Below are 17,538 nucleotides of genomic sequence, written 5' to 3'. Positions count from 1 at the left end.
GATTTCATTGGAGAGGGGAGAGAACTCATGGATAATGCGATTGTAACTGCCATCACCAAAGCCAAAAACAGGAACTCTTTATTTCATTTTACACGAGTATGTAATGTATCGGTGATTGCTTATTTCGACGCTATATTGTCCAGCTACCAAATCAATCACCACATTGCAGGGGAACGCCGCGTAAAGGCGGTACAAGTAGATTATGAGGGGTATGATATCACTATAAATGCCCATCTGCGGATTCCTGACCAAATGATAGATGCTGCAATCACTCAGGAGCAATTTAGGGAGGCGCTGGATCGGCATGTATTTTTTTGGCCCACGTTAAAGGATTGTCAGAAAATGATGAATACCTATTCACGAAGAGAACCGGAGGAAAGGTTTGCCGTTCTGGAATTGGACGCGTATTCCTTGATATCCGGGCATGCTTCCGCAGTGAAGCTCACCAAATATGATTCAGGAAGCTCGCCACGTTTTCCGGCCCATTGTTCCTACAAGAAAAGTCTGGACATGTTTTTACCTCTAGACCGCTTCCAGGTGGTACGGAATAATTTCGTGCCTGTCAAGCCATCCGACATACGAGAGGTCTTGGTAGAGGATCGGGTTAACCATATGTCTAGCTATCTGAAATCGGTTTACGTAGATCATGGTGAGGATGTGCCTGAACGCTGGAGAAACTTGACGCGGCCTTTGGTAGACTTGCGAGATATGGAGAGAAAATAATACGGACGAAAAAACAGCCCGCAATATGCGGGCTGTTCGGGTTTAAAGCAATATAGTTTTGCCGTTTCGGGCGAATTAGGCTTTAGGTACAGTTTCCCAGTCCTTCAGGAAGCGTTCAATACCGCTGTCAGTCAGCGGGTGTTTCCACAGGGAAGGGAGCAGGGAGCCAGGAATGGTGGCAATATGCGCACCAGACAGAGCAGCATCTTCCACATGCTTGATGTTACGGATGGAGGCTGCAATGATTTCGGCTTTCAGACCATGAATGTCCAAAATCTGTCTCAGTTCACGAATCAGCTTCATACCGTCAACAGCGATATCATCCAGACGTCCTACGAACGGGCTGATAAAAGTAGCGCCAGCTTTGGCAGCCATCAAACCTTGAGCCGCGGAGAAAATCAGCGTTACATTCGTTTTAATCCCGTTTTTGGTCAGTTCGTTACAAGCATACAAACCGTCTTCAGTCATAGGCAGCTTAATAACAACGTTCGGTGCCCATTTGGCAATCTCATAAGCTTCCTTGAGCATATCCTCGGCTTTCAAGCCAATGACCTCAGCACTCACGGGACCTTCCACGATACCGCAAATCTCCTGAATGACTTCCTTGAACACCCGACCTTCCTTAGCGATCAGCGAAGGGTTCGTTGTTACACCATCAACCAGACCCAAACGTTCAATACGTTTGATTTCTTCAATGTTACCAGTATCCAAGAAAAATTTCATTTGATTTCCTCCTCAGGTTTTTTAAAATTCATAATACATATCACACACCATGTACATCAGCCAAATAAAAGATAGCATATTGCACACGTTAAACTTATAATTAGTATGTATTACATACTCAATTGTGACACATTTTAAAATTGAAAACAAGCTGTCTTTGATTAAAATTTGATGAATTGTCGGAAAATGCGGAAATTTACCGATCTATGCTCATCTATAATGTATACTACCCCATTCTATAAGGAGGTAATCATTATTCAACTGTCTGAAAGACAGCGGGAAATTGTTGATATTGTCCAGCGCCTGGCGCCTGTTACGGGGGATAAAATTGCTGAGGAGTTGGGGTTGACGCGACCGACCCTCCGTTCCGATCTTGCGCTGCTCGTCATGCTCGGTCTGATAGACGCCAAGCCGAAGGTAGGATATCTGCCAGGCCGTTACCCTAAATACGACAGTCATGTTGGCACCATGCTCAAAAAGCTGACTGTGGCTGATGTGCTCAGTGATCCGATTTTAATTTCTGGTGACGCTACGGCTTACGATGCGGTACTGATGTTATTTCAGCAAAATACCGGTACGCTGATGGTCACAGGAGAGGATCAGGAGCTGATCGGAATTGTTACTCGCAAGGATCTGCTGAAGGTGACGCTGGGGCATACCGATCTTCACGCTGTTCCGGTAACGATGGCAATGACGCGACGCGCCCAAATGACGACACTCACTCCGGGCGATTCTCTGCTGGAGGCGATATCCAGGCTCGTTCGTCATCAGGTCAATTGCCTTCCGGTCATGGATGAGCAGTGTATGGAGACCTCCTTCATTCAAACCAATGGATTGGTGGGCCGGGTTACCAAAACGGATATCATGAACGCTATTTTGAGCTTGACGGAAGAGAAGACGTAAAAGAAGAAAAAGGGGGCCTTATATGTACTGGTTGGCCATGCTGACCATGCTGATTGATCATGTTGGACTTGTATTTTTTCCGACTGATCCGGCCTGGAGAATTGCCGGCAGGCTTGCTTTTCCAATCTATGCATATGCGCTGTATATGGGGTATGCCCGCACTCGTAATATGCGAGGTTATATGCTCCGCTTGCTCGGAATCGCCCTGATTTCTCAGGTGCCCTATATGCTGGCGTTTGATGTGTATAGACCAAACGTGGTCTGGACGCTGTTGATCTCGTTGCTGGCGCTGGCTGCTGCGTCGCGATTGAAGAATTGGGTGGCTATAACAGGATTATATGTGCTCACAGCTCTGGTCATGGAGCTTAGCCTGATGGATTACGGAGCCTATGGACTGCTGCTCGTCCTCATTTACCGCTATACCCGCTCCTATATGATGGTTGCGGCGCATTTTGCGCTGAACGTCTTATATGATATGGTGCATCACGCGAATCTCCAGCATTTTAGCCTGCTGTCCACCATTCTTATCGCATGCTTTGCATCCGGGGAGAGCAGATTTTATAGCCGGGTACCGCGCTGGTTGTGGCGCAGCTTTTATCCGGTGCATCTGGCTGCTATTGCGGCCATTCGTCTCTGGCTCTAATCATAAGCTCATCATCTTCAAAATCAGCAAAAGAACCTTCAAAACCACGCTATAGATGGTTTTGAAGGTTCTTACTTATTCCAAAGTTTAGGACGCTTTGTTAGGACCTTGGGCAAACGGCAACGGTCGTTCCGGAGCGCCTTCCTTCATGTATTGCACCAATACTTCCGGAATATTGTGTATCCCACCTGCATTAACGCGATAGCCATTCGTTTGTCCAGGTGAGTTAATGCCACGCTTCACCGTGAAGGTAACGTCAATGCCCAAGGCGCGGCAAATTTCCAGCGTTTCCTTGGTATATCCTCCATACGGAAAGGCAAGGACGTTGCGATCATTGTGAAGATACTTGAACAGCTTCTTGTCGGCGGTGTCCAAATCGTTGTAAACCCGTTGCTTGAATTCGTCCTCGGTTTCCATACGCCCCAGCTTTTTCGAATATACCGGGTCCATGAGAAGCGGTTTTTCCTTGGAGCGTGCTACATTTGTGTATCCATACGCGTGCTGATCATTGGTGTGATTGTAGAAATCAACACCTTCGGCATGCATGTGCTGGATTTGCTCCCACGTCAGCTTCTTAATACCGATGTGCTTGGGATTACTGATCGTGGATGTGATGAGAAAATTGGTTGCAGGTACACGGTACTTTTTCAACACGGGAAAGGTGTCTGTATAAAAAGATTCATAGCCGTCGTCGAAGGTCATAAGTACAGCATTATCGGGCACCTTGGCTTTATGTAGAATAAAGTCCGTATATTCTTTCATCGTAATCCAGTGGAAGCCGTTGGCTTTCATTTCATCCAGCTGCTTCGTAAAATTGCTGAGCTTGAGAGCGCCGGGATCCGGTGGAGTTTTGGTTACTTCATGATACATCAGGACAATAACTTTGTTCTGGTAATATACTTTATCCGGCGTTGGTGTCAGAGAGAATAAGTGTCGTACCAGTCGATCTGCATTTGCTGTGCGTGTACGGTGAGTCCCTTTAACAAGGGGGGGATGGTAGATGGTGCGTGCTTCGTACACCAAAATCCCTAAAATAGCTAACATGCTCATAATAAGCATTGTTCTTTTGAATATGACGTGTTTCATATGAATGACATCCCCCGCATGCAGAAATTCTAAAAGTATGGATATGTAAACCCGATATCAACTAGCAAAATCTAGTCTATCATACCTAATACACGCGGGGAAAATATCACAACTTTGTTACCTCTGTGTTGCTTTTGTGGATACCGATGACGCGATAGGGAAATAACCGATCTCTACCGCATGCTGGATCATATTTCGAATAAACTCCAGATCGGTTGTCGGGCACTTAACGCCAGCCTGATCCAGTAGCGCGGCGGTCACAGGGCAGCCATATCGGTAAGCGGAATCCTTGGCTCCATCACCTTCCAACTGCCCCATAGCAAGGTGCAGCGCGTCCTCCTGAATACCGGAAGAGGGGTTCAGCAGCCAAGCGCTATAATCGTCAAAAGGCATCGTGTCTACTGCATATCCGAGCTGGTTGACCATAGCGATCAGCTCATCATATGGCAGCGGATTCGGATTGCAGATATGGAAAATGCGGTTCGCGCTTTTTTGATGCACAGACAGCTCTACAATGGCGCGGCTCGCATAGTCAATCGGCGTAAAGTCCGTATGCCAATCAGCCTGTGGCGCTTTGCCCAGCAACAGCATGGCCTTCATCATCCGATAGTAAGCGTTGCTGTCGATATTGCGCTGGAAGCGTCCGTTAGCCGAGTGGGCCGTCAAATTACCTGCACGGTAGATAGAGACAGGCGTGCCTGACTGAGCCGCTTGGAACAACAGCTTTTCCGCTGCGAGCTTACTGTTCGTGTACAGGTTGTCCACCTGTAGCTCGTCCGGGAAGGAGGACAGTTCCAATACGGATTCCCATTGTCCTTCATTCGCCAGATCCTCCGGTATGCCCATAGTTGAGACATGATGGAAGGATACACCTGGCTTGGCCTGAGCAATATTCAGCAGTTCCAGTGTTCCGGTTACATTCGTACGGTCAAAGGCAGCCGAATCACCAAAATGGCGAACGTCAGCGGCGCTGTGAATAATGCCGTCAATTTGATGCTCCAGCATATGGCGGTCAACGGTAGAGAGGCCAAGGTCTGCCTGCTCCAGATCACCGTACACGGCTTTGACCCGTCCTTCGATCAAGGCGGAGACATCTTGTCCAAAATATCCTGTCAGTACGGCCTCAATACGCTCGATGCCGGATGGCCCGTCCTGTGATGGGCGTACCATCGCGTACACTTTGACTTCTGTCCGTTGAAGCAGGTCATACAGAATGTGCGAACCGAGATAACCCGTAGCCCCGGTCAATAAAACAACATTCATGTCGCGTAATTCGGCTACACTCGCAGTGCCCGACAGCTCGATAGGATGTTCATTCAGGTCAGTTTTTTCTTGTGAAACCGCTAGTGCTTTGCGTTGCGGCGTTTGTTCCGTACCCAGTTGCTCCACGTATTCAGCAAGCTCGCGAACGGTTTTGTAACGGAAAAAGTCTCCAATGCGTAACGCGCCATAACGCGGTTTTAAAATAGCTAGCACATGAATGACACGAAGGGAGTCACCACCGATCAGGAAGAAGTCATCCGTTGCGCCGATGTTGGTTTTGCCAAGTACCTGTGTCCATGCTTCAGCAATGAGCGTTTCTGTTCCTTTACGAAGAGGTTCCCCGCCGTAGGCGCTGTCGGACACCTCGGGAAGCGGAAGCAGGGCCAGCTTCTTGCGGTCAATCTTGCCAGTCGGTGAAATTGGCATAGCTTCCAGATGAACGACATGGCTCGGTACAAAATAGGAAGGCAGCTTGCCCGCAATATAAGACTGAATCACGTCTTGCGGAATAGACTGTCCATCCGAAGTGGTGTAATAGCCGACCAGCATATTTTGATCCGTGTGATCCTTGACGGCTACGACAGACACGTCCTGAACGCCTGGATGCTTGGAAAAATGATCTTCAATCTCTCCGATTTCGATTCGGTTGCCCCGGATTTTGAGCTGTGAATCCTTCCGGCTTACGTATTCAATCGTACCGTCTGGCAGCAGCTTGGCGATATCGCCTGAGCGGTACATTTTTTCACCCGGAACAAATGGGTTGTCCACAAACGATTGTGCTGTCCGTTCCGGCTGATGGAGGTAGCCATGAGCCAGTGCTGGCGTAGCAATACATACTTCTCCCGGAATGTTAATCGGGCATAGCTTGTTATCATCGTTGACGATATAGACTTTGTAGTTGTAGATCGGCTTACCGATCGGGATGTTGACGACGTGCTCAGGCACAGCACCACGAACCCGGTGGGTCGTGGTCGCTACGGTGCACTCGGTCGGTCCATACACGTTAACGATGTCTGTATCTGTACCGAATTTGCTTTGGAACGCCCGAACTTGTGAGCCGTACAGCGCCTCGCCTGCCACGGTGACAATTCGTACCTTAGCCAATTTGCGGTAACCCTCGTCCGACAAATACGTGGACAGCTGATTAAAGAATACGGTTGGCAAGATGGTAATGATCGTCGTGCCTGTGCGTGCGATGGCTTCTGCGAATTCTTCAACAGACACGCGTTCTTCGGAGGACAGCAGATACAGCTTGGCACCGTAGAACAAGGCTCCAATCGTATCCCAAACGGATGCATCAAAGCTATAGGTGGCGAATTGAGTCAATACATCCTGAGGTGTAATGTCGCAATCGCGCTGTACGACAGCCCCCAGGTTAACGACGCCACGGTGAGCAATCAGGGCCCCTTTCGGCTTGCCTGTCGAGCCGGACGTATAGATCACATAAGCGAGATCATCTGGTCCTACGTTAACGTTTGGATTGCTTGCAGCATAGCCTGCCAGAGGCCCGTTAATGGCCAAAATTTCTTTTACCGTCTCAATGGATCCGCATAGTTCAGCGGCTTGCCCGGCGAGCGCGGAAGTGGTAAGGACGAAGGGAGAACGCGTGTCCTCGACGATGTAGCTACTCCGATCGGCTGGATGGGCTGGATCGACAGGTACATATACGCCCCCGGCTTTCAGAATACCAAGCAGGGAAATGACGGTTTCCAGGCTTCGTTCCATGAAGATGGTCACGAATTCGCCCTTGGCAAGACCTTTGGACAACAGCACACGTGCGACTTGATTGGCACGTTCATTAAGCTCACGGTACGTATATTCCCCGGCGTGGGAAGCGATGGCCGGACGATCAGGATACTGCGAAGCGGCTTCCTCGAACATTCCATGAATGGTCTGATGCTCAGGATACTTCACAACTGTATTATTTAAGGCTTCATGAGCTGCCCGATCTGCTTCGGATAAGATGTCAATCGAATTGACAAGGGCATGGCTGTTGATGAGTGCGCCACGCAGTAGTAATTCGAAGTATTCTGCATACCGGACAACCGTTGTTTCCAGAAGAAGAGAATCATCATACCGAATCTGGATTTGGTAAGTGCCGTTGCTCTCGATGACAGCCCAATCCATGATACGAGGCTCTGTGCCTTCATCTGCCAGCAGATTTGCCGAGAACGAGGTATCAGCCTGCGGGTCTGCCAGATAAGCATGTGGTTTATGGAGCATGTCCTGAAACAAGCCTGCCAGCTCATGGAAAGTAGTATTCTTTACCATCGTCAGCGAAGCCGTAAGTACACCAGATTGAGGCACCAAAGTAGAGAAGGAGACTTCTTCTTCTGCGGACAGACGATACAGCCATGCTGCATATACAGACAGAAGCAAAGCATGTTGTTCTTCCGCCGACGTTTGCTGATGCAACAGCTTCGAAATGAATGGTTCTAACTCTACCTGATAAGCAGAGTATGTATACTTGCGTTGCAGACGTGCAAAATTCAAAGGAACCAGGAATGGGGATGGCGCTGTTTGTGTACTGTTTTGTAACAATGAAGTCATTACGCTAACCTCCTGAACGTATGATGTCGTAATATGAATGCTAAAGTCAGTAAATGCCTCCGATCCCTTCAAATGCATGAATAGGAGGGAGGCACTACCGAACGACTTACTTATGAAAATTATGATTTGGTGCGGTTAGGGTCTGCAATTTTGAAGTAAGAAGTAATCTCCTGAAGCTCTTCCGACATGGAAGACAGCTTATGGGACGATTCAATGATGGAATCCAGAGAAGCTTTTTGTTCCTCAACCGTTTGCACAATGTGAACACTGTTGTTGGCTGTTTTGCTTACGGTGGAAGAAAGTTCATCCGCTGTCGCCGTCATTTCCTGCGTACCGGCGGATATTTCCTCGGTAGCGCTGGATACTTCTTGAATTTGCCATGCCACCGTTTTGGTTGCTTGAAGAATGTTATTGAACAGCTCGCCTGCTTGTCTGGCTACGACGATTCCGCTCTGTGCCTCAACGTTACCTTGTTCCATCGACTTCACAGCTTGACCGATTTCACTTTGAATCTCTTCAATCAGCGGCGTGATTTGTTTCGTTGCATCCGCTGTTTGTTCTGCCAGCTTGCGTACTTCGCTGGCAACCACGGCAAAGCCTTTGCCTTCCTCACCGACACGCGCTGCTTCAATAGAAGCATTCAGGGCAAGCAGGTTCGTTTGGCTGGAAATGCCTGAAATCGTACCGATGATATTACCAATTTCCTGTGAACGGTCGTTCAGTAACTTGATAATACGGGATGTATTCGTAACTGTATCGGTAATCAAATGCATTTGTGAAGAAACTTTGCCCATGATTTCGTTGCCTTCATTAGAACGCTTCTCTACCGAATTGGCTTCCTCTGCAACGGTGGCGGAACTGGCGGCAATATTTTGGATAACCGAGGCCATTTCAGCCATGGCACGTGCGCTATCGCCCGTTGCCTTTTCCTGTGAACGGATATTTCCCGTAATTTCATTGATGTTCTGATTGATGATGTTCGAATTGATTCCGTTTTGTTCGCAGATTGCGAGTAATTCCTTCGCCGATTCATTCACTTCATCAGTTGTCAGCTTCACTTTGGTCATAATGCTGTTAATATGGCTTACCATATCGTTGAAGTTTCTATTCACAACGCCCAGATCGTCTTGCCCTGCTTGAATCTGAACGTCCAGATTTCCACGGCTTACTTCACTGATACCGAACATCAGTTGTTTAATAGGGGACAACGTGCGCTTCACGACCCAATATTGGAGCGCCAAGCAGATGAGCAGGAAGATAGCCAGAATGGTAGCACCGCTGATCAGCAGCTTGGTCAACCCGGCAGGTACAGCGCCTGCATCTGCATCGACAGCAAAATATGCAAAGATTTTGCCACTTGAATCTTTAAGCGGATACGTCAAGGTTGTCCACGTACCGAAGCTGTCATCATAGAAACTGGTAAACGTCGGTTTTCCGGTATCCAGCATATGGCTTACACCTTCTGTGACTACAGAGGGTTGTTTGTACATACCGCCGACACCCAGTTTATCTTTTTCGAATGCTTCTCTCAGAGTGGTAGGCATCGCTACAACAGATGTTTTGTCACCGTCTTCCAGCTCGGTTCCGAAGATATAAGCTTGAGAGATATTCGGATTCGTCGCTGTGATGTTATCCAGATAAGCGCGGAGTTTTGCCTGAACGGGACCATCATAACTTTTTTCCTGAACAGCTTGGGTTACTTCATTTACATTAATTCCCTCAGCCCACTTTAATGTGATTTTTTCCACTTGCCCATGCAATTGGTCTATCAAAATTGTACGCTGGATCAAATAGCTGGACACAATGAGGACTAGCCCGATCAATACGATGTTGAAGAAGGATAATAATAAGTTCTTGGTGAAGAAAGATAAGCTACTCCACTTTTTCAAAATGTTCCACTCCCTGGTTGTAATTTTTGTATATGGTGTTGAACCGCTTATCGAATGAGATAATTTAGTCCCCCTTACAAACATAGTAATTAAGGAAATAGACCCCTTGAATTTTTGTTAGTAGGTCTTTAGTCCTTTTTTTAGATAAGTATGTATCCCTATATATATGTCGTACGATAAGCCCTTGAAATGAATACCTTGCCCAATAAAAATTTAATTTTTACCGGGTAATTCCTGTGTATATTTCAGTATATTCCATTTTATACTTCAACTTGAAATTGGAATTCATTTCAGGCTTCAAGTAGGTATCCAATAGAAACCATCATACTTTATAATAGAGTCAAATGCACTTGTCAATTTGGGACATTTTTCATATTTGGCGTTACAGATGCTTGATTTGCCGCGGTTTTTGCGTATTCCTTGCAAAATGAGCCAATATAGCAAACACGACATAGGGAGAGGGATGAAGAGAATGTCCAAGCTTACAATTGTAAAGGTTAAAAGCGATCATGCAGTTCTGCATGAATTGATTCAAAGGCTGGATGAGGATTTGCTGGAAAGGTATCCTGCTGATGAAATTTACTTGGTTGATTTTTCCAATCCAAAAGTTAAAGAGATGATTTTCGCTGTTGTGTATTTGGATGAAAAACCGGTCGCTTGCGGTGGGCTTAGGCCTATAGATGCGGAAGAGATGGAGCTTAAACGATTTTATGTCGATTCTTCTTATCGCAGGCAAGGTATTGCCGTCAGTCTGTTAGCTTTCCTGGAAGGTGAGGCCCGGAAACGAGGCACTGTAAGAATCAAGCTGGAGACAGGGGCTGCTCAACCTGAAGCCATTGCGCTTTATACGAAGCAGGGATATGAGCCTATTGAACGATTTGGTGAATATGAAGAGGATGAAAATAGTCTTTGTTACGGTAAGAAGCTGACAGTGTCTTTATAAAACGTTTTCATATAAAATAAATGATGATCCATACTAGCCTATATAGCGGGAGAGATGACAATGAATTTGAAGCAAAAAGCAGCTGAAAAAGCAGTTGAAGCCATTCAGGACGGCATGAAAGTAGGACTCGGCACAGGCTCGACAGCTTATTGGGCCATTCAAAAAATAGGTGAGCGTGTGGCGCAAGGCTTACATATACAGGCTGTAGCTACTTCCCAAGCCTCGGAGGATCAGGCCAGAGAACTAGGAATTCCCATCGTTCCATTTGATCAGATTGGACGACTCGACGTAACCATTGACGGAGCGGACGAGGTGAATGAGCAGCTTGTTCTGGTGAAGGGCGGAGGCGGAGCTTTACTGAGAGAGAAAATCGTGGAAAGCAACAGCAACCGGCTAATCATCATTGTGGACGAGTCCAAGGATGTGAAGGTGCTGGGTGCATTTCCATTACCGGTCGAAGTCGTACCTTTTGCCAGTGTATGGACGTTGGAGGCAATACAGCAGACAGGCTGCCAGGCTGAATGGCGCATGAAGGACGGTGAGCGCTTCCTTACGGATAACGGCAATTATATTGTCGATTGTCATTACGGAACCATTGAAAACCCGCAAGAGCTGGAAATCCGATTGAATCAAATTCCGGGTGTGGTTGATAACGGACTGTTCATTAATATGGCGGACCAGGTTATCATCGCACGGGCCAATGGACAGATTGATGTTCGAAACAAGTGATGCCTAGCGTCCGTCTGCTTCGTACTGTAGCCTTCGTGGCATTCATTTTATATACGGGACTGTTATTATACTGGATGTTTCTTGGTTTTGGACGTACACTACGACCCGGTCCTCCATATTCGTATAATATAGTTCCGTTGGATACGATCGGGCGATATCTGAGGGCGGCGCAGTCGCTTCCTTTCCGGGTGTGGGGTGTCAATTTGCTCGGTAATATTGGTATATTCGTCCCGTTTGGCATCCTTCTGCCTATCATTTGGGTATCCTTACGCAGATTAGGTAGCTTGCTGCTGACAGTGGTGGTCGCGCTGGTCATTCTTGAAGTGTCCCAAATGCTGCTCGGCGCAGGCACGATGGACGTGGATGATGTGATCCTGAATGTACTGGGCATGCTTATCGGTCGAGTTGTTTACGAGCTTCTACGAAAGAGGTTAGGGATTGAATGATGAAAGCCCTGCTCTCACGAACGGTGCTTCTGGTACCGATTGGAGACGGGCTTTTGTACATAATAGACTGTAATTTTCTCATAATAGGCCTTATTAACAAAGGAATAAAACGGTTGAGCTTGACAAAAGTTTGCAATTAAGATATCTTTGAATAAAGATATGAGTAACGGAGGCTGTTAATATGTCTGTAAAACCAGATGATCAGGACTTGGCGCTTAACTTGTTTGTTGTGCTGGCTCGAGCCTATAATTCGGTCACATCCCGCACGAATCGGGATATTCATAGTCACGGATTGAACACGACGGAATTTGGTGTGCTCGATCTGTTGTATTATCGCGGCCCGCAGCCCTTGCAGAAAATTGGTGAAAAGGTGCTGATCTCCAGCGGAAATATTACGTACGTCGTAGATAAACTTCAGAAAAAAAAGCTGCTTACCCGGCGTGCATCACAGGATGATCGGCGTGTGATTTATGCTGAACTGACTGACGAGGGACGTCATTTCTTTGAGCAAATATTTCCACAGCATCATCGTGTCATTATGGAGACAGTGGACGGATTATCTGTGGAAGAGAAAGAACAGGTCATTCATCTGCTAAAAAAGCTGGGGCTAACGGCTGAGGGACAGAAAAGTAACGACTAATAAGCTGCGAATATCCGCGCTAAATATGCTTTTAGATAAAATACCGGTTTCCCGGTATTTTATTTTTTTTGTCGCAATTTTGGGCAACGGGGTTAATGTAGAAGCGGAAATCAGGTATAATTGACGAATAGTCACGTTCGGATGCATTCCCCCCGTTACCGTCTATGGATATAAATACGGCTTTGTCGGGGAAGGAGCTGTATATGAGTATACAGCAATATACCGCAGGTGAATCGCTATTGCTGCAAGCAGGGAATTTGGCGGAATTAGTCACAAATAAGCAATACGAATTACAGCCGGATCTTTTGCAGCGTTTTGGGGATAACGGTAAAGAAAAAACAAAGCAAGATTCAATATATAGTTTGAACTATTTAGCAGAAAGCGTAATTGTGAATAGCCCTATTCTATTTACTCAATATGTTTCCTGGTTACAAAAGCTCCTGCAAGGTTTTGGTATAACACAAGAGGATTTGACAACCAATTTCAGATTGATACAGGAGACGTTGAAAGAGCATTTTCATCACCCGGATAAAAGCATGGTGCTGGAGAATCTGGATTTAGGGATACAGCAAATTGGGAAGAGAGAGGAATATACATCTTTTATTACGAATGATAATCCTTTAGCGGCTGATGTGGGTCAATATTTAGAGTACTTGCTCGCAGGCAGCCGCAGACAGGCTATGGACTGTATCGTCCGTTTGATGGATGAAGGCACGTCCATTCGGCATATTTATAAATATATATTTCAAATTTCACAATATGAAATAGGACGTCTGTGGCATGAAGGTAAAATCACGATAGGGCAAGAGCATTTCTGCACAGCGGCTACTCAATTTATTATCTCTACTTTGTATCCCAGATGGCTCGTAAGCGGACATCCGGGACGCAGTCTCGTGGCGGCTTGTGTGGGTAGCGAGCAGCATGAAATTGGCTTGCGTATGCTGGCTGATTTATTCGAGATGGAGGGTTGGGATACGTACTATTTGGGAGCTAATGTGCCTAACCGGAGCTTGCTTCAGGAAATTGTGAATTACAAGGCGGACGTGGTGGCTATCTCGGCTACCATGGCTTACCATGTCCATTTGGTAAAGGATCTGATTACTTTAATACGTCAAAATAGCGCTACAAGCCATGTGAGAATTATGGTCGGTGGTTTGCCCTTTAATCTTGATCCACGCTTGTGGCAGGAAGTAGGGGCGGACGGTTGTGCGCCTGGTGCAGAGGAAGCGCTGGAGGTTGCAGAACACCTGCTGTCGTCCAGGGTGTGAAGCTGTATTAAATAAGATGTTGTATCGAAACCAGGAGTCATTCGGTAAAGGGGGGCCTTTTATATGAAGGAACCGGCAGCAGAAATGGCTGTCCTGCGGAAAACGATCGAACAATTAACAGATGAGATTGTGAAAAGCAAGGCTGAAGAAGAAAACATGCTGAATGAATTTTCGGCGATGAATAATGAGCTTGTCAATTTGCAGCGTCAGCTTGCCAAAAGCAATGCGGCTTTAAAGCGGACAAAGGAAGAAGCGGTACGGGCGAATGACTTGAAAAGCACCTTTCTCGCTGTGGTCAGTCATGAATTCAGGACTCCGATGAACGGAATACTCGGGATGATCGAAATGCTGGGTTCATCCAAACTCTCCCCGGATCAACGGCAGGCGATCAGTGTCATACGTGAATCGGCCTCTCTGCTGCTGAACATGATTAATAACCTGCTGGATATATCCAAGGTGGAGGCGGGGCAGATGGAGCTGGAGATCGGAAACGTCAGGGTCCAGGCGATTATGAGCCATGTTGCCCAGTTATTGGAGCCACAAATCTATCAGAAGGGGAACCGTCTGAGTATAGAGACCGATTCCGGGGTAGCAGATCATTTGGAAGGAGATTCGGCACGGATCATGCAGATTCTGCTCAATCTGCTGAACAATGCCAATAAATTTACGAGTGACGGATTGCTAGTTGTTCGGACGATGTTGGTAGAAGAAACAGAGGGTTCCCAGCGTGTTCGGTTTGAGGTGCAGGATTCGGGCATCGGAATTTCACCGGAGGATCAGGTCAAGTTATTTCAGCCCTATGTGCAGGCAGGGGAAGGCAGTGCCTCACAATATGGAGGAACCGGACTGGGACTATGGATATGCAGTTCATTCGTTGAACTGATGAAGGGACAAATTGGAGTCGTCAGTGAGGAAGGTCAAGGCTCCTCGTTTTGGTTTGAGATTCCTCTCGTCAAGGGGACGGAGCAGGTAGACGAAGTAAAGGAGCGTGAAACTGTCGAGCAGACAGAGCTTGGTGAGTGTCTGCGTGAACATAGTCATTCCCACGCTATTCTGGTAGCTGAGGATAATCGGGTCAATCGTCAGGTGGTAGAGTTACAGCTTCGTCATTTGGGATTCCAGCATATTGATTTTGCGGAAGATGGAGAAGCGGCCGTAAGAGCGACTTTCCAACGATCTTATGCTTGTATTTTGATGGATCATCATATGCCTGTCATGAATGGTATTGATGCTACGAGGGCTATTCGCCAGCGTGAAGCGGTGGACAAGTTGCCACCAGTACCGATCATTTCTTTGACAGGAAATGTGTCAGAGGAAGACAGAGTGAAGGGCCTGGAGGTAGGAGTGAACGATTATCTATCGAAGCCGGTTATGATCGAACGGCTGTCTGAAAAGCTTATCCAATGGCTTCCCAAGGCCGATGCCGAGCCTATCCTTGATGAAGAAGTTATTCATGAAATTATGATGCTGGACGAGGATGGCAGCATGGGGCTGCTGGCTTCACTCGTAGAGATGTACACCAGTGATACACCTGCAAAAATAAGCACATTAATTGAACTGGCTGCCGCGAACGAGCCAGCAAAAGTAGTGGAGGTTGCTCACGAGCTGAAATCAGGTAGCGTGAGTCTGGGAATTGGGCGTTTGTCCACGTTATTTTCCGATATTGAGCAGCTTGCACGGGAGAACCGACTTGAAGCTGCGCAAGAGATGCTGGCTGCACTTCAGTCTGCTTATCAGGCAACGTGTAGGGAATTGGAACGGTATATCCGTCAGTAATCGTTGGAATTATCCCTGTTAGACTTGCACACAGATGGAAGAGCTGTGTGCAAGTTTTTTTCTGGAGACAGGGCAGAGAAGGAGACATAGATAACAGATATGAAAGAACAGTTGCGTTCGATTCACCCACTGGCCTGGACGATTATTGCGGGTACTATATTTGGTCGGATGGCGACATCCATGAGTATCCCGTTTTTGTCCATTTATTTGACCACCCGGTTGGGGGTATCCCCTTTCCATACAGGGATGATCGTATCAGTCAGTTCATTAGTTGGCATTTTTGCCAGCTTTTATGGCGGCTATATTTCCGATCGGATCGGACGGCGTAAAGTGATGCTGGTGTCCATCGCCAGTTGGGCGCTTGTATTCGTGGCTTTTGCGCTGGCTGAAGCGGCTTGGGCCTTTTTTGTCATCAATGCTCTGAATGGTCTGTGCAGATCCTTGTTCGAGCCAACCTCGCGGGCGCTGTTATCAGATGTAACCCCCAAGGAAAAAAGACTGCTCATCTACAATATGAGATATGCGGCGATTAATGTAGGTGTAGTGGCAGGGCCGTTGCTTGGTTTGATGTTAGGATCGGCATCCTCGGGTACACCGTTTATGGTGGCGGCTGGTGTGTATGCGCTGTACGGGGTGTTGCTGTTGATCCAATTTGCTCGGTATGCATCGGATCTGAGTACAGGGACAACGGCGGGAGAGGCTCCACTACGGATGGGTGAGGCGTTCCGTACAGCCAGCCGTGATCCGGTGTTTATGCCGATTTTGCTGGGGACGGTATTTTGCGTCATGGGTTATGCTCATTCCAATTCTACGATGCCTCAATTCTTGTCCTTATCCTTCGAGGAAGGAACCCGGTGGTTTACATATATGCTTACAGTCAACGCGGTGTGTGTATTGGCTTTTCAATATCCGCTTGTACGGCTGGCAAGCCGTTTTTCCCCGGTGAATTCCTTGATTGCAGGAAATATATGTATTGCAGTCAGCCTGTTACTGTGCGGTATGTTAAATTCGGGCTGGTTGTTTATACTGGATATGGTGCTGTTTACAGTGGGCGAAGTGCTGTTGTTCACGATGCTGGACGTATTGATTGACCAAATTGCAGATGCTCAATATAAAGGGACCTATTTCGGTACGATTGGCTTTAATAATCTGGGTAGCGTGCTTGCTCCTTTGTTTGGTGGCTGGCTGCTGGATACCTATGGTCAAACAGCGCCGCTTGCCATTTTTGTTCCGGTTGCGCTGTCGGTCGTGATTGGCATTCCATTCCTGCTGGTCGCACGCCGCCGTCTGGCGCAGCGTACAGCCCGGATCGCAGCTCAAGGAGGAGAGTCCGTGCAGCAACTGTCATCATAAAAAAGGGAGCTGAGTGCAGGATGAAGTCGGAAGAAGATGTGCTACGAATCATACAATATATGAATGATCCACAGGTACTGGAAGACTTGCGCTATGTGCGAGAGCTGAGGCTGCCGCAGGGCTGTATTGCCGCAGGCTATGTACGTAATCGGGTGTGGGACAAGCTGCATGGTTATACAACTCCTACGCCTTTGAATGATATAGATGTTATTTATTTTGATCCGAAAAATACGCTGGAGGAACGGGACGAGCACCTTGAGCTGTCCTTGAACCGCAAGCAGGCGGGACGCAACTGGTCTGTCAAAAATCAGGCGCGGATGCATCTTCGCAACGGGACAGCTCCTTATGCTTCGGTAGAGGATGCGATGAGCCGCTGGCCGGAGACGGCTACGGCAGTAGCGATTAGATTGAATGACGAGGATCAAATGGAGGTCGTTTGTCCGCATGGATTAAATGATCTGCTGGATATGCGGGTACGCCAAAGTCCATTGTTCCGCCACACCACGGCCTTTCGTCAGCGTGTATTTGAGAAGCAGTGGCTGGATAACTGGCCGTTGCTTATTTTGGAGAACTAGAGCGTAATCCCCATTTCAGGATATAAGG

At 47.3% G+C, this 17,538-nt stretch carries 15 protein-coding genes; 11 read left to right on the top strand and 4 right to left on the bottom strand.

Features of this window, described 5'->3' with window-relative positions; all coding sequences use genetic code 11:
* Positions 1-27 precede the first annotated feature (27 nt).
* Positions 28-723: a DUF7002 family protein gene (locus ABH897_RS01985; protein ID WP_404591060.1), complete on the top strand. Its 696-nt coding sequence runs from the start codon at positions 28-30 to the stop codon at positions 721-723.
* Positions 724-798: 75 nt separating this feature from the next.
* Here ABH897_RS01985 and fsa read toward each other — a convergent pair whose 3' ends face one another.
* Positions 799-1,446 (bottom strand): fructose-6-phosphate aldolase, encoded by a 648-nt coding sequence (fsa, locus tag ABH897_RS01980; protein WP_044646942.1) that lies wholly within the window; start codon positions 1,444-1,446, stop codon positions 799-801.
* 186 nt (positions 1,447-1,632) lie between these two features.
* Between fsa and ABH897_RS01975 the strand changes: the two genes are divergently transcribed.
* Together ABH897_RS01975 and ABH897_RS01970 are read left to right on the top strand one after the other, a co-directional pair.
* A complete protein-coding gene (locus ABH897_RS01975) occupies positions 1,633-2,349 on the top strand; it encodes a CBS domain-containing protein (RefSeq protein WP_349361932.1) in 717 nt (238 codons plus the stop codon).
* Positions 2,350-2,371: 22 nt separating this feature from the next.
* Positions 2,372-2,992 carry a TraX family protein gene (locus ABH897_RS01970; RefSeq protein ID WP_283655554.1) on the top strand — a complete coding sequence of 207 codons (621 nt, stop codon included), beginning with the start codon at positions 2,372-2,374 and terminating at the stop codon, positions 2,990-2,992.
* An 87-nt stretch (positions 2,993-3,079) separates the two neighbouring features.
* On the opposite strand, the gene ABH897_RS01965 is transcribed toward ABH897_RS01970, so the two are convergent.
* The 3 genes from ABH897_RS01965 to ABH897_RS01955 form a co-directional block, all read right to left on the bottom strand.
* Positions 3,080-4,078, bottom strand: coding sequence for a polysaccharide deacetylase family protein (locus tag ABH897_RS01965; RefSeq protein ID WP_404520924.1), 999 nt, complete (start codon positions 4,076-4,078; stop codon positions 3,080-3,082).
* Positions 4,079-4,195: 117 nt separating this feature from the next.
* Positions 4,196-7,891, bottom strand: coding sequence for a non-ribosomal peptide synthetase family protein (locus ABH897_RS01960; protein WP_404591058.1), 3,696 nt, complete (start codon positions 7,889-7,891; stop codon positions 4,196-4,198).
* Positions 7,892-8,010: 119 nt separating this feature from the next.
* Complete coding sequence (locus tag ABH897_RS01955; protein WP_404591056.1) at positions 8,011-9,780, bottom strand: methyl-accepting chemotaxis protein; 1,770 nt, start codon at positions 9,778-9,780, stop codon at positions 8,011-8,013.
* 472 nt (positions 9,781-10,252) lie between these two features.
* Here ABH897_RS01955 and ABH897_RS01950 point away from each other — a divergent pair, with 472 nt between their 5' ends.
* The 8 genes from ABH897_RS01950 to ABH897_RS01915 all read left to right on the top strand — a co-directional run bounded on the left by ABH897_RS01950 (position 10,253) and on the right by ABH897_RS01915 (position 17,510).
* Complete coding sequence (locus ABH897_RS01950; RefSeq protein WP_404520922.1) at positions 10,253-10,723, top strand: GNAT family N-acetyltransferase; 471 nt, start codon at positions 10,253-10,255, stop codon at positions 10,721-10,723.
* Positions 10,724-10,783: 60 nt separating this feature from the next.
* Positions 10,784-11,452 (top strand): ribose-5-phosphate isomerase RpiA, encoded by a 669-nt coding sequence (gene rpiA / locus ABH897_RS01945; protein WP_044648509.1) that lies wholly within the window; start codon positions 10,784-10,786, stop codon positions 11,450-11,452.
* Entirely contained in the window at positions 11,452-11,898 is a 447-nt protein-coding gene (locus ABH897_RS01940; RefSeq protein WP_283656239.1) for a VanZ family protein, read from the top strand. Before rpiA ends, ABH897_RS01940 begins: the two co-directional genes overlap by 1 nt.
* A gap of 181 nt (positions 11,899-12,079) precedes the next feature.
* Positions 12,080-12,538 (top strand): MarR family winged helix-turn-helix transcriptional regulator, encoded by a 459-nt coding sequence (locus ABH897_RS01935; RefSeq protein WP_044648507.1) that lies wholly within the window; start codon positions 12,080-12,082, stop codon positions 12,536-12,538.
* A 203-nt stretch (positions 12,539-12,741) separates the two neighbouring features.
* Positions 12,742-13,806: a cobalamin-dependent protein gene (locus ABH897_RS01930; RefSeq protein ID WP_283655560.1), complete on the top strand. Its 1,065-nt coding sequence runs from the start codon at positions 12,742-12,744 to the stop codon at positions 13,804-13,806.
* A 63-nt stretch (positions 13,807-13,869) separates the two neighbouring features.
* Positions 13,870-15,582, top strand: a complete 1,713-nt coding sequence (locus ABH897_RS01925) for an ATP-binding protein (protein WP_404520920.1) — start codon at positions 13,870-13,872, stop codon at positions 15,580-15,582.
* A gap of 99 nt (positions 15,583-15,681) precedes the next feature.
* On the top strand, positions 15,682-16,935 hold the full coding sequence (locus ABH897_RS01920; RefSeq protein WP_404520919.1) for an MDR family MFS transporter: 1,254 nt from the start codon (positions 15,682-15,684) through the stop codon (positions 16,933-16,935).
* A gap of 20 nt (positions 16,936-16,955) precedes the next feature.
* Positions 16,956-17,510: a nucleotidyltransferase family protein gene (locus ABH897_RS01915; RefSeq protein WP_283655563.1), complete on the top strand. Its 555-nt coding sequence runs from the start codon at positions 16,956-16,958 to the stop codon at positions 17,508-17,510.
* The last annotated feature ends 28 nt before the right edge of the window (positions 17,511-17,538 follow it).

Source organism: Paenibacillus sp. RC73, from assembly GCF_044908085.1.
Lineage (GTDB): Bacteria > Bacillota > Bacilli > Paenibacillales > Paenibacillaceae > Paenibacillus > Paenibacillus terrae_A.
This window is presented reverse-complemented; position numbering and strand designations above follow the sequence as displayed.

Excerpts from the sequence above, each read along its gene's own strand:
- ABH897_RS01975 (WP_349361932.1), top strand. The coding sequence starts at position 1,633 with ATGCGGAAATTTACCGATCTATGCTCATCTATAATGTATACTACCCCA.
- ABH897_RS01935 (WP_044648507.1), top strand. The coding sequence starts at position 12,080 with ATGTCTGTAAAACCAGATGATCAGGACTTGGCGCTTAACTTGTTTGTT.
- ABH897_RS01970 (WP_283655554.1), top strand. The coding sequence starts at position 2,372 with ATGTACTGGTTGGCCATGCTGACCATGCTGATTGATCATGTTGGACTT.
- fsa (WP_044646942.1), bottom strand. The coding sequence starts at position 1,446 with ATGAAATTTTTCTTGGATACTGGTAACATTGAAGAAATCAAACGTATT.
- ABH897_RS01960 (WP_404591058.1), bottom strand. The coding sequence starts at position 7,891 with ATGACTTCATTGTTACAAAACAGTACACAAACAGCGCCATCCCCATTC.
- ABH897_RS01930 (WP_283655560.1), top strand. The coding sequence starts at position 12,742 with ATGAGTATACAGCAATATACCGCAGGTGAATCGCTATTGCTGCAAGCA.
- ABH897_RS01950 (WP_404520922.1), top strand. The coding sequence starts at position 10,253 with ATGTCCAAGCTTACAATTGTAAAGGTTAAAAGCGATCATGCAGTTCTG.
- ABH897_RS01985 (WP_404591060.1), top strand. The coding sequence starts at position 28 with ATGGATAATGCGATTGTAACTGCCATCACCAAAGCCAAAAACAGGAAC.
- ABH897_RS01940 (WP_283656239.1), top strand. The coding sequence starts at position 11,452 with ATGCCTAGCGTCCGTCTGCTTCGTACTGTAGCCTTCGTGGCATTCATT.
- rpiA (WP_044648509.1), top strand. The coding sequence starts at position 10,784 with ATGAATTTGAAGCAAAAAGCAGCTGAAAAAGCAGTTGAAGCCATTCAG.
- ABH897_RS01920 (WP_404520919.1), top strand. The coding sequence starts at position 15,682 with ATGAAAGAACAGTTGCGTTCGATTCACCCACTGGCCTGGACGATTATT.
- ABH897_RS01965 (WP_404520924.1), bottom strand. The coding sequence starts at position 4,078 with ATGAAACACGTCATATTCAAAAGAACAATGCTTATTATGAGCATGTTA.
- ABH897_RS01925 (WP_404520920.1), top strand. The coding sequence starts at position 13,870 with ATGAAGGAACCGGCAGCAGAAATGGCTGTCCTGCGGAAAACGATCGAA.
- ABH897_RS01915 (WP_283655563.1), top strand. The coding sequence starts at position 16,956 with ATGAAGTCGGAAGAAGATGTGCTACGAATCATACAATATATGAATGAT.